Genomic DNA, 12,344 nt, shown 5'->3' on the forward strand with positions numbered 1-12,344 from the left:
TTCGCTGAACAATATTTTTAGGCGAGTCTAAAACTTAGATGTTAGAATTTAAACAATTTGGGCATAATCCTGATAAGGTAAAATTAATCTCCTTCACTTTATAATTATGAGGCATAATGTAACTTGGTTTTACATTTTCGAGACACGTAATTTCATGACAGTTTTCACAGCTAAAATGAGCATGATTATGTATGTGGACACGCTGGTTAGAATGATTGCATTTTGCATATTTTACCGTTCCGTCAAGGTTCGAAATTTTGTGCACGATATCGTCGTTAACCAGACGGTCGAGGATTCTATAAATGGTGACGCGATCGCATACGTCGTTCAATTGTTTTTGAATTTCGGTGTGTGAGAGCGCGGTTCTGGATTTTTCAAAAACCTCTAAAACGGCCGTCTTTGCTGTAGTGTTACGTGTAGTTTTCATTTTATTAAATTAAAAATTTTATCGCAACAATATTGCAATTGATAAAATTGCGATATATTTGCAACTAAATTGCATTAAGCAAATCTACAAAATATGAAGAAAACGACAACATCTTTTTACGATATTTTAGGAATTTCAAGCGCGACATTTTGCCTCGTTCATTGTTTGATTTTTCCTGTTCTAACAATCCTTCCTTTAGGGCTAATTCATAACCCAATAATCGATTTGATTTTTGCTTCTTTTGGTTTATTTGCAATAATCAAAATTATGAAAAAATCGTCGCTTTTAGTGTCTTCAATTTTGGTTGTTTCGATGAGTTTAATTTGGATCAGTATTTTGAGTGAAATAATATTTGAAATGCATCTTGATCTAATTTACTTCGGAGGAATCGGAATGATCATTGGACATTTATTGAATTACAATTTGCACAAAAAACAAAATCATTAAAAACGATCAAAATGAAACAGAAGGATTTTGAAGTGATTATCATTGGCGGAAGCTATAGCGGACTTTCAGCTTCTATGAGTTTAGGACGTTCGCTTCGTCAGGTTTTGATTATTGACAGCGGTTTGCCTTGCAACAGACAAACGCCGCATTCTCATAATTTTATTACACAAGATGGTGAAAAGCCTGCTGTTATTTCGGCGAAAGCCAAATTACAAGTTGATCTTTATAAAACAATTCATTTTTATAACGGTCTTGCAGTAAAAGCAATCAAAAAAGAAAATGGATTTGAAGTTTCAACCGAATCTGGTGAAGTTTTTAATTCCAGAAAAATCTTGTTTGCAAGTGGCGTCAAAGATTTGTTTCCAGATATAAATGGTTTTGCAGATTGCTGGGGAATTTCGGTTTTGCATTGCCCGTATTGTCATGGTTATGAAGTGAAAAACGAGAAAACAGCGATCATTGCCAATGGCGAAATGGCTTTTGAATACGCAAAATTAATCTCAAACTGGACAAAAGATTTGCGATTATGCACAAATGGAAAATCGACTTTGACTTTGGAACAAACTCAAATTCTGAATAAAAAAGGTATTTCAATTTTTGAAGATGAAATAGATTCGTTTGAACATAAAGACGGATATGTTTCAAATATTATTTTCAGAAATAAAGAAAAAATAGAAGTGAAGGCGATTTATAGCAAACCACCATTTGAGCAACATTGCTCGTTGCCAGCCGATTTGGGTTGCGATATAAACGAGCAAGGTTTCGTAAAAGTCGATGCGATGCAAAAAACAAATATTCCAGGAATTTATGCTAGTGGCGATTGCACAACGCAAATGCGATCTGTTGCTATTGCGGTTTCTACTGGTTCCTTCGCCGGAGCGGTTATAAATAAAGATCTTATTGATGAAGATTTTTAGCAATGCGCTGAAAATTTCTCGCAAAGTCGCGAAGTCGCAAAGTTTTTTTTCTAAACCATATAAGCTATATAAGTTCATTTTAAAACAAGCTTAAATTATCTTATATAGCTTATATGGTTTAATTTCTCTTTGCGACTTCGCGTCTTTGCGAGATTAAATAATTCAAACATTTAATAAAAACAACCTTGTGACTTTGTTTTTATACCTATTAAAAACAAAAATCTAATACATTGAATTCAATCCGTTTAAAATTATTGTAATTAGAAACAATATTTGTCGAATTTAATTTTTAGTTTTGTCTAAATTTAATTTTATAAGAATGAAATATTTATTTTTGACAATATTAATAATTTCTGCTACACGCCTTTATTCGCAAAATATATCGGGAAAAATTGACGGATTAATTCCTAGTGGACAGGAAATTAATGTCAGTTTATTAAATACAAACTTTAAAACTCAAACCGATTCAGTTGGATTTTATAAATTAGAAAATGTTCCAAAAGGAAATTATAAAATTCATGTGACCTCGACTGGATTCAAACCAATAACTCAAAAAATTTCGGTTTTAGAAAATCAAAATCTCAATCTTGATTTTGAATTGACCGAAGACCAAAATGAATTGAATGAAGTTGTAGTTTCCGGAACTTTAAAACCTGTAAAACGTTTAGAAAGTGCCGTTCCGGTTGAGGTTTATTCGCCGGTTTTCTTCAAAAAAAATCCGACGCCAAGTATTTACGATGCGTTACAAAATGTGAATGGCGTTCGGCCTCAGTTGAATTGCGGTGTCTGCAACACGGGCGATATTCATATTAACGGATTGGAAGGTCCTTATACTTTGATTTTAATTGACGGAATGCCAATTGTCAGCAGTCTTTCGACAGTTTATGGTTTATCCGGAATTCCGAATTCTTTGGTCGAAAGAATTGAAATCGTAAAAGGTCCAGCTTCGTCTCTTTACGGAAGTGAAGCGGTTGGCGGTTTGATCAACATTATAACTAAAAATCCAACAAACGCTCCAATGTTTTCTGCGGATTATTTTACGACGACTTATTTCGAAAACAATCTTGATTTGGGAATGAAGTTTAATGTCGGGAAAAAAACCAACGCACTTTTGGGATTGAATTATTTCAATTACAATCAGGTTATAGATAAAGACAAAGACAATTTTACGGATGTGACACTTTCTGACCGAATTTCGGTTTTTAATAAATGGAGTTTTCTGCGAAATAACAATCGGCTTTTTACGGTCGCGGTACGCGGAATGTACGAAGATCGTTGGGGCGGAGATGTGCACTGGGAAAAGAAATTCCGCGGAGGCGATGAAATCTACGGCGAAAGTATTTACACCAAAAGAGCCGAATTAATTGGAAGTTATCAGTTGCCATTTGAAGAAAAATTGATGCTTTCGTTCTCTGGAAATGTGCATTATCAAGACAGCCGTTACGGAACGACTTCGTATATCGCGAATCAGAAAATTGGTTTTCTGCAATTGACTTGGGATAAAAAAATAGGTCGAAATGATTTATTGGCCGGAATCGCCAGCCGATATTCTTATTATGACGACAACACAACGGCAACCAAAGAAGCCGAAAGTACTTGGCTTCCTGGAATTTTTATTCAAGACGAAATTACATTTTCTCCAAAAAGCCAGGTTTTGCTTGGAATGCGTTATGATTACAATTCGATTCACGGTTCTATTTTTACGCCAAGATTTGCGTATAGATTCAAAGCCAATGAAAACACGATTTTCAGATTAAATGCCGGAACCGGATTTCGGGTGGTGAATTTATTTACCGAAGATCACGCTGCGCTAACAGGTTCCAGAGATGTTATAATTGCGAATGATTTGAAACCGGAACAATCTGTAAATGTGAATCTGAATTATATTCAGAAAATTAATTTTGGTAACGGAACTTTTATGGGCATCGAAACAACGGCTTTTTATACCCGTTTTAGCAACAAAATCATTTCAGACTACGAAAGTGATCCAAACAAGATTATTTATGATAATATCGACGGATATGCTTTGAGTCAGGGAATTAGTACGAATGTTGATCTTAATTTTCCTTCCGGATTAAAGTTTATTGTCGGAGCAACGGTTTTAAACAATAAAAATGTTCAAAACGGAATTGCTGAAAGACCTTTTCTGACGGAGAATTTTACGGCAACCTGGAGTGTTTCATACAAAATACAGCCGTGGAATTTAGGAATTGATTATACCGGAAATGTTTACAGTCCGATGAAATTGCCTTTGCTGAGCGAAACAGATCCGCGAAGTCCGAATTCGCCTTGGTACAGTATTCAGAATATTCAGTTTACCTTTACGGGTTGGAAGAATTTTGAACTTTATGGCGGAATCAAAAATTTGCTGAATTTTACACCAATGCAAAAGAATCCGTTTTTGATTTCGAGAACAAATGATCCTTTTGATAAAAATGTACAATACGATTCGGCCGGAAAAGTTTTGGTAACGCCTGATAATCCGTATGGTTTGACTTTTGACACGACTTATGTTTATGGGCAAAATCAAACTATTCGTGGGTTTTTGGGATTGCGATATACTTTGAGGTAAATAAAATAATGCAATTCACATTTAAACTGGACTGAAGTCCAGCCCTACAAAATAGTTCGTTCCGCTGGAACTTAAAGAGCCATTGGCTCGATTCATATTGTAGAGCTGGACTTCAGTCCAGTTTAGTGCGAGTAAAAAAAATCCTTTTAATCTGTGCAATCAGTGGCAGAAAAAACAAAACAAAATGAAAAAGCTATTTCTATTAATCTTCTTCTTCGGGATTTCAGCAACAGGTTTCTGTCAGCTGAAAAGCAATTCTTTTGAAGAAATTGATCGCTTACAGCAAATTCAAAAACGAAAAATAATCGTTTTCATCCATACCGATTGGTGTCAGTTTTGCCAAAGAATGAAAGCGACAACATTCAAAAATCAGGAAATCATTCAAAAATTAAATTCTGATTTCTATTTCATTGATTTTAATGCCGAGGAAAAACGAGATATTTCGTTTAATAATCACGTTTTTAAATTTCAGCCTTCCGGAAATAATGTCGGCGTTCATGAACTGGCTTTACAACTCGGAACAATTAATAATCAAATTACATATCCGACTTTATGTGTTTTGAATGAGAAAAACGAAATCATTTTTCAATATAATATCTATTTGAGTGCAAATGATTTTAAAATTCTTTTAGAAAAACTGGAAAAATAAAATTCCTTATTTTTGAGAATGAATTCTTCACAAATCAAACATTTCGATTACATTTTTACCGGCACAGGATTGGCTTCTTTAATGACCGTTTATAAAATGGTTTTATCGGGCAAATTCTCAGATAAGTCAATTTTATTGCTCGATAAAGATTCAAAGAAAACCAATGACAGAACTTGGAGTTTTTGGGAAAAAGAACAATCCATTTGGAATTCGATTATCTCCAAAAAATGGGATTCGGCTCTGTTTGCCAATGAAAATTTCAAACGTGATTTAGAGCTAAAACCTTATTCATACAATAAAATCAATGGTTTAGATTTTTATAATTTCGTTTTTGAGAAGATTTCAAATCAGCCGAATATTACTTTTCTAAATGAAAAAGTAACCGATATCAATGAACTCGAAACTCATGTTTTTGTTGGAACAGAAGAAAATAGATATACTTGTAATTATTTATTCAACAGTATTTATACAAAGGCTTTCGCCGAAAGTCAAACGAAATATCCTGTTTTGCAACAACATTTTTTGGGTTGGTTTGTGAAAACGGAAATTGAGATTTTCAATCCGGAACAAGCCACTTTCATGGATTTTTCGGTAGAACAAAAAGGTAATACAAGATTTATGTATGTTTTGCCAACTTCAAAATCCGAAGCTTTAGTGGAATATACTTTGTTCTCAGAAAAATTTCTTTCGAAAGAAGAATATGAAAATGAGATTCAACTTTATTTGGAGAAACTCGGAATAAATCAATTTGAAATTATAGAAAAAGAGCAAGGAAGCATACCAATGACAAGTTATCCTTTTTGGAAAAAGAATACCAAAAAAGTTTTAAATATTGGAACTGCCGGCGGTTGGACAAAAGCGAGTACGGGTTATACTTTTAGAAACTCGGATAAAAAATCTTCACAATTGATTGAATTTCTTCAAAACGAAAGTTTGAAAATGAAGGATTTTCATAAAAGAAGCCGTTTTTGGTTTTATGATTTACTGCTTTTAGATATTCTGTATCGGAATAACGAATTGGGATGCTCTATTTTTTCTTCCTTATTCAAAAAAGGAAATCCAGCTTTGATTTTTAAATTTTTAGATGAAGAAACTTCTTTAATTGAAGATTTTAAAGTAATCTTGAAATGTCCTAAAATTCCATTTATAAAATCGTTATTTAGGGTGATTTTCTTTCGAAATAAATAAACATAAAAACCACAATTTTGAAAAACACTATTCTTGGATTTAGTTTCCTTTTTACTTTTTTGTCATTTGGGCAAGTTTCTACTAATAAGGCACAAGACGCGATTATCGCCACATATTTGACGAAATGTGCTGAACAACATAATTATATTATTGAAATGACTGAATGGCAAGATTGTTTAGACCAAGGTTTGAAAAAAGACAGTACGGTTGCTTATTTGTGGCAACAGAAAGCGATGCCATATTTTAAATGTAAAAAGTACGAAATTGGAATGCCTTATTTAGATAAAGCGGTGCTATATGACAAAAAAGAATGGTTGCCGTATCGTGGTTTTATGAAATGTATATTTTCTAAAAACTATAAGGAAGCCATCGTCGACTTGGAAGAATCTATCAAGCTTTACGGTAATAATTACAGAATGGATCATACCTATAGTTTTTATATCGCACTTTGTTATTTGCAACTTAATGAATATGAAAAAGCAGAAAAGCTTTTGGATGATTATGTCGCTGATATTTATAAAAACAGGCAACAATTAGAACATCCAACGGCTTATTTTTATCAGGGAATTGCTAAATATGAGCTTAAGAAATGGGATGTAGCAATTGCTATTTTTGATAAAGCTCTAAAAATCTATCCTGAATTTTCAGATGCAAAGTTTTATAAGGCAGTGTGTTGGCTAAAACAAGGGAAGACTAAAGAGGAAGTAATGGCTTTAATAAAAATTGCAAGAGAAGATGCTGTAAAAGGTTTTTCTATTAATGAGGACAATGCTTTTTATGAGACATATCCTTATCAAATGAAGTTTGGTAAATAATGTTGAGAAATAGATTTTTTGTTGGATTTTAATCCATAAAAAAGCAGCTTTTTTAAGATTTGGTTTGATTTTCGACTTTATGACTTTTCAACTTTCGACTTTATCAATCGAACTATAACAAAAGTTTATACTTCAAATTAAAGAGTTGCGACTAAACTTTGTAACTTTGCAACTCAAAAGTTAATTTAAAAAAACAAGAATATGTATCCACTAGACATGGTAAGACCAATGGAAGCTGAATTGACTTCTGCTGGTTTTCAAGATTTACATAGTGCCGAAGCTGTTGAGAATGCTATCAAAGCTGAAGGTACCACTTTAGTTGTTGTGAACTCTGTTTGCGGTTGTGCTGCAAGAAATGCACGTCCGGGAGCAAAAATGAGTTTAGAAGGCGCTAAAAAACCAGATCACCTTATTACAGTTTTTGCTGGTGTTGACAAAGAAGCGGTTGATGCTGCAAGACAACATATGTTTCCTTTTCCTCCATCATCGCCATCTATGGCTTTGTTCAAAAACGGAGAATTGGTTCACATGTTAGAACGTCACCACATCGAAGGACGTCCAGCTGAAATGATCGCTGAGAATTTGCAAGATGCGTTTAACGAGTTTTGCTAATTAAGGGACTAAGGTTCTGAGTTGCTGAGGTTCTAAGGTTTTAGATACAAAGTGACAGAGGTACAAAGATTAAAAACGAAAAGCACTATAGAAATATAGTGCTTTTCGTTTTTTTTTATACATTTTGGATCAAAACCTTAGAACCTTAGCCCCTTAGAATCTCAGAACCTTTTAAAGGCTCCATCCCCCGCCAAGTGCTTTGTACAATTCAACCATTGAACTTAATTGTCTTTCAGATAATTGTGCAAGGCTTAATTGTGCGTTGAACAAGTTGGTTTCGACATCCAAAACTTCTAAGTAAGAAACGTAACCGCTGTCATATCTTTCGCGGGAAAGATTAAAGTTGATTAAAGCGGCCTGAACTTGTCTGTTTCTTGCTTTCCATTCTTCTTTATACGTTCTGATGTTTTGAATAGATTGTTCGACTTCGGAAACGGCGCCGATATAGGTTTTTTGATAAATGAACTTAAATTGTTCCGCTTGTTGTCTGTTGATTTCGACTCTTCTTTTGTTTTTTCCAAAGGCAAATATCGGGCCCGCAATTCCTGCCGATGCATTTTGTAAATAGGAACTTCCCAGAAATAAATTGCTTAAATCGGCACTCGCGAAGCCGGCAATTGCGGCTAGATTTAGAGAAGGAAAACGCATCGCCTGCGCTACGCCAATTCTTTCATTTGCTGCTTTGTATCTTAATTCGGCTGCTTTTACATCCGGTCTGTTTTCTAATAATGCAGATGGAAGAGAAAGTGGAATTTCACTAACAATTCGCAGTTCAGTATTGCTTTTTCCTCTCGGAATTTCAGTAGGAAGCTGTCCGGTAAGCAGCGCAATTGTATTTTCCTGATAAGTTATTTGTCGTTGGATGTTCGGAATTGCGGCTTCTGCAATGGCAACTTGTTGTTCAATTTGTACTTTGTCAACTTCAGAAATATAACCGTTTTTAAATCTTTGGTTTATAATTTCATAGTATTTCTCTCTTGTTTCAAGTGTTGACTTTGTAATTTCTAATTGTTCATCCAGATTTCGCATTTGAAAATAGGCATACGCAATATTGCTCACGATTTCTGAAAGTACAACTTTACGGGCTTCTTCAGTAGCTAAAAGTTCGGCTTGTACCGCATTATTTTCATGACGATATTTCCCCCAAAAATCAAGTTCCCAAGACATACTTGCTCCGGCAGTTGAGGGCGTAAAGTTTTTATCGTTGCTGTTTATTGTGGCTCCGTATTGAAAAGAAGGAAATAAATCGGCTTTAGCATAACCCAATTGGGCGCGAAGCTGATCGATTCTGGAAACAGCGATTTTTAGATCGTAATTATTTTCTAATCCTTTTTTAATCAGGTCTTTTAAAACGTCATCATTAAAAAGATCAAACCATTTTAAATTGGTTACATTCGCCAGACTGTCTAAGTTTCTTTCGTTTTTATACGAATCTGATTTTTGCTGTTCTGGTTTGCTATATTTTGGTCCAACCATACAGCCCAAAGGAAATAGTATCAGGATAAATATAACAACGACTATTTTATGTCTCTTAATCATGGTCTGTAGTATTTGGTTCCACATTATCTTCCGTAGATACGACCGCATCATCTTTCTTTTTTCCGATGTTTTCAATCATTACAAATAGACCAGGTACAATTAATACACCCAAAACCGTGGCGATTAACATACCGCTGAATACCGCCATTCCCATTACAATACGAGCTTGCGAACCCGCACCAGTTGCTGTCAATAACGGAACTACTCCGAGAATGAATGCAAAAGCCGTCATTAAAATTGGACGGAAACGGAGTTTCGCCGCAACCATCGCCGACTCGTAAAGCGGTTTTCCTTTTTCGTATTCTTCTTTGGCAAACTCCACAATCAGAATGGCATTTTTGGCGACTAATCCAATTAATAATACGAGTCCAATCTGGGCAAAAACGTTATTTACATAAGCATCGCTTCCAAATCTCGCGAGCATCAGTCCCAAAAAGGCGCCAAATACTGCAAAAGGAGCTCCAAGTAGTACACTGAAAGGCAGTTTCCAGCTTTCATATTGTGCAGCAAGAATTAAGAACACAAATACCAATGCCATGATGAAAACGGATCCTCCTCCCGGTGAATGTTTTTCCTGATAAGATAAGTTGATGTAATCGAAACTCATATCTGCCGGCAAAGTCTGTTTAGCGACTTCTTCGAGAGCTGTCAAAGCTTGCGCACTACTGTAGCCATCATTTGGGCTTCCGCCGATTTCTGCTGATCGGAATAAATTCAAGCGGTTTGTAAAGTCTGGCCCGGTGACTTTTGTTGCTGTAACCAAAGTTGATATTGGCAACATATCGCCAGCATTATTTTTGACATAAATCAGATTCAAATCTTCTGGTCGTACACGATCAGCTGCTTCACCTTGAAGATAAACTTTATATTGGCGCCCAAATCGGTTAAAGTCATTTACATAACTTCCTCCTAAAAAGGCTCCCAAAGCTTCAGTAACTTTAGAAACAGGAATACCCAATTTCATGGCTTTGTCGTTGTCAATATCTAATTTAATTTGTGGGGTACCGGCATTAAAAGTGGTGTAAATTCGTTTTATTTCTGGACGTTGCTGTGCGGCGGCAATAAAAGCCTGAGTTTGTTCTGCAAGATATTGAGGCGTATTTCCACCTCTGTCCTGCAACATTAAACTAAAACCTGCAGAAGCACCTAAACCTTGAATTGCGGGTGGGCCAAATGAAAAACAGGTTGCTGTTGTAATTTGGGTGGCAAGTTTCATGTTAAATCTGTCCACAAATTGTTTGGCCGTTTCTGCTCTGTCTTCCCAAGGTTTTAATGAGATGAAAATAAAAGCGTTGTTCGGTTGATAAGAGTTAGTAAGCATACTAAATCCATTGATCGTGGTATAAGACAAGATTGATTTTTCTTCTTTTAGGAAACTGTCTACCTTTTTTGAAATTTCATCTGTACGCTGTAATGACGATGCAGGAGGTAATGCAATATTTACCAAAACATAACCCTGATCTTCTTCGGGAATAAATCCTAATGGAATTTTCTTTCCTAAAAATGCAGTCGCAATTAATATCACTACCAATAAAAGGACAATTCGAATAGCCTTTTTAGCAAAAAAAGTTGCTCCGCTGATGTACTTTCCGGTAACTTTTTCGAAGATTCTATTAAATCCCGCAAAAAACTTCGCCAGCCATCCCGTTTGTTCTTCAATTGGTTTCGTCGGTTTTAATAACATGGCACAAAGGGCGGGACTTAACGATAACGCACTAAATGCTGAGAACGCGACCGAGACGGCAATCGTTATGGCAAATTGCTGATAAAAACGTCCAGTAATTCCAGGCGTCATCGCAACCGGAATAAACACGGCGCATAAAATTAAAGCAATCGCAATTACAGGACCAGATACTTCACGCATCGCTTGAACGGTGGCGTCTTTAGGACTTTTACCGTGTTCGATATGATGAATAACGGCTTCCACAACCACAATCGCATCATCGACCACAATTCCAATTGCAAGTACTAATCCTAAAAGTGATAATGTATTGATGGAAAATCCTAACATTGGGAAAACCGCAATGGTTCCGATAAGCGAAACCGGAACGGTAATTAACGGAATTAAAGTAGCGCGCCAGTTTTGAAGAAAAATGAATACTACTAAAATTACCAATATAATGGCTTCGAAAAGGGTGTGTACAATGTCGTCAACTCCCGCGGTAATGGCTAAAGTTGTATCTAAGGATTCTTGATATTCGATATCTTTTGGAAACTTCTCCGATAAAAGTTTCATGGTGCTTTTTGCAGTTTCAGCTACATCAAGAGCGTTACTTCCCGGCATTTGATATACGGCTACAACGGCGCTTGGCGAACTGTTTCTTCGGGCGGTTGAACTATAATTTTCAGTTCCTAATTCAATTCGGGCGATATCACCCATCAAAACTTGTGCTCCGTCTTCCTTGCTTCGAACGACGATGTTTCCAAATTCTTTTTCCGTAACTAATCGGTCCTGAAGTGTTACACCGTATGTGAATTCGGTATTAGCTGGAGCTGGCTCAGCGCCAAATTTTCCTCCCGGACTAATCATATTTTGAGCATTCAGAGCATTTTTAACATCTTCGACCGTAATGCCGAGTTTGCTCATCATATCAGCTTTAAGCCAAATTCTCATCGAATAATCACTTCCTCCAAAAAGGGTAACTTCTCCAACACCTTTGATACGGGCCAATTGATCTACAATATTGATACTGGCATAGTTGTTCAAAAACTTCGCATCATATTTTGGATTGGTTGAGGTAACGGTGAATAGCATCATTGGAAAAGACAAAGATTTCTTTACCACAACTCCTTGTTGTTTTACACTTGAAGGCATAAATGGAGCCGATTGGTTTTGTCTGTTTTGGGTGAGCATATTGGCATTATCCAAATTAGTTCCCACATCAAAAGTTACCTCAATAGTACAAGCACCATCAGAAGTGTTGATGGATTTCATGTACAACATGTTTTCAACACCATTTACTTTTTGCTCAATTGGTGTTGCAACTGCCTGTTCAACGTTCAGCGCATTTGCTCCTGTAAAAGAAGTAGTGATTTTTACAACAGGAGGATTAATATCCGGATATTGCGAAATAGGCGTTTTTTGTAGAGCCAGTAATCCAAGTATCACAATAATAATACTGATTACAATAGCAACGATTGGTCTTCGAACGAAAAATTCTCCCATAATACAATGTAT

General features: G+C 35.7%; 10 protein-coding genes. 7 read left to right on the top strand and 3 right to left on the bottom strand.

What is annotated here, in order from left to right:
* Positions 1 to 34: 34 nt before the first annotated feature.
* Positions 35 to 427 (bottom strand): Fur family transcriptional regulator, encoded by a 393-nt coding sequence (locus GQ47_RS23360; protein ID WP_081909399.1) that lies wholly within the window; start codon positions 425 to 427, stop codon positions 35 to 37.
* Between the two features lie 93 nt (positions 428 to 520).
* On the opposite strand from GQ47_RS23360, the gene GQ47_RS20830 reads away from it, so the two are divergent.
* The 7 genes from GQ47_RS20830 to GQ47_RS20860 all read left to right on the top strand — a co-directional run bounded on the left by GQ47_RS20830 (position 521) and on the right by GQ47_RS20860 (position 7,627).
* Complete coding sequence (locus GQ47_RS20830) at positions 521 to 874, top strand: MerC domain-containing protein (RefSeq protein WP_035652662.1); 354 nt, start codon at positions 521 to 523, stop codon at positions 872 to 874.
* Between the two features lie 11 nt (positions 875 to 885).
* Positions 886 to 1,791 (top strand): NAD(P)/FAD-dependent oxidoreductase, encoded by a 906-nt coding sequence (locus GQ47_RS20835; RefSeq protein WP_035652663.1) that lies wholly within the window; start codon positions 886 to 888, stop codon positions 1,789 to 1,791.
* A 319-nt stretch (positions 1,792 to 2,110) separates the two neighbouring features.
* On the top strand, positions 2,111 to 4,363 hold the full coding sequence (locus GQ47_RS20840) for a TonB-dependent receptor (protein ID WP_035652666.1): 2,253 nt from the start codon (positions 2,111 to 2,113) through the stop codon (positions 4,361 to 4,363).
* A 184-nt stretch (positions 4,364 to 4,547) separates the two neighbouring features.
* On the top strand, positions 4,548 to 5,012 hold the full coding sequence (locus GQ47_RS20845) for a thioredoxin family protein (RefSeq protein WP_035652668.1): 465 nt from the start codon (positions 4,548 to 4,550) through the stop codon (positions 5,010 to 5,012).
* A gap of 18 nt (positions 5,013 to 5,030) precedes the next feature.
* A complete protein-coding gene (locus tag GQ47_RS20850) occupies positions 5,031 to 6,200 on the top strand; it encodes a lycopene cyclase family protein (RefSeq protein ID WP_035652671.1) in 1,170 nt (389 codons plus the stop codon).
* Positions 6,201 to 6,217: 17 nt separating this feature from the next.
* Positions 6,218 to 7,015: a tetratricopeptide repeat protein gene (locus tag GQ47_RS20855; RefSeq protein ID WP_035652674.1), complete on the top strand. Its 798-nt coding sequence runs from the start codon at positions 6,218 to 6,220 to the stop codon at positions 7,013 to 7,015.
* A gap of 201 nt (positions 7,016 to 7,216) precedes the next feature.
* Positions 7,217 to 7,627: a BrxA/BrxB family bacilliredoxin gene (locus GQ47_RS20860; protein ID WP_035652677.1), complete on the top strand. Its 411-nt coding sequence runs from the start codon at positions 7,217 to 7,219 to the stop codon at positions 7,625 to 7,627.
* Positions 7,628 to 7,798: 171 nt separating this feature from the next.
* Here GQ47_RS20860 and GQ47_RS20865 read toward each other — a convergent pair whose 3' ends face one another.
* Together GQ47_RS20865 and GQ47_RS20870 are read right to left on the bottom strand one after the other, a co-directional pair.
* Positions 7,799 to 9,166: an efflux transporter outer membrane subunit gene (locus GQ47_RS20865; protein ID WP_035652679.1), complete on the bottom strand. Its 1,368-nt coding sequence runs from the start codon at positions 9,164 to 9,166 to the stop codon at positions 7,799 to 7,801.
* Positions 9,159 to 12,332: an efflux RND transporter permease subunit gene (locus GQ47_RS20870; RefSeq protein WP_035652681.1), complete on the bottom strand. Its 3,174-nt coding sequence runs from the start codon at positions 12,330 to 12,332 to the stop codon at positions 9,159 to 9,161. The genes GQ47_RS20865 and GQ47_RS20870 overlap by 8 nt, the downstream gene beginning before the upstream one ends.
* Positions 12,333 to 12,344 lie beyond the last annotated feature (12 nt).

It is taken from the genome of Flavobacterium sp. ASV13 (assembly GCF_000745775.1).
In the GTDB taxonomy this organism is placed as follows: domain Bacteria; phylum Bacteroidota; class Bacteroidia; order Flavobacteriales; family Flavobacteriaceae; genus Flavobacterium.

Coding starts and splice junctions, on each gene's coding strand:
- GQ47_RS23360 (WP_081909399.1), bottom strand. CDS start 427: ATGAAAACTACACGTAACACTACAGCAAAGACGGCCGTTTTAGAGGTT.
- GQ47_RS20830 (WP_035652662.1), top strand. CDS start 521: ATGAAGAAAACGACAACATCTTTTTACGATATTTTAGGAATTTCAAGC.
- GQ47_RS20835 (WP_035652663.1), top strand. CDS start 886: ATGAAACAGAAGGATTTTGAAGTGATTATCATTGGCGGAAGCTATAGC.
- GQ47_RS20840 (WP_035652666.1), top strand. CDS start 2,111: ATGAAATATTTATTTTTGACAATATTAATAATTTCTGCTACACGCCTT.
- GQ47_RS20845 (WP_035652668.1), top strand. CDS start 4,548: ATGAAAAAGCTATTTCTATTAATCTTCTTCTTCGGGATTTCAGCAACA.
- GQ47_RS20850 (WP_035652671.1), top strand. CDS start 5,031: ATGAATTCTTCACAAATCAAACATTTCGATTACATTTTTACCGGCACA.
- GQ47_RS20860 (WP_035652677.1), top strand. CDS start 7,217: ATGTATCCACTAGACATGGTAAGACCAATGGAAGCTGAATTGACTTCT.
- GQ47_RS20865 (WP_035652679.1), bottom strand. CDS start 9,166: ATGATTAAGAGACATAAAATAGTCGTTGTTATATTTATCCTGATACTA.
- GQ47_RS20870 (WP_035652681.1), bottom strand. CDS start 12,332: ATGGGAGAATTTTTCGTTCGAAGACCAATCGTTGCTATTGTAATCAGT.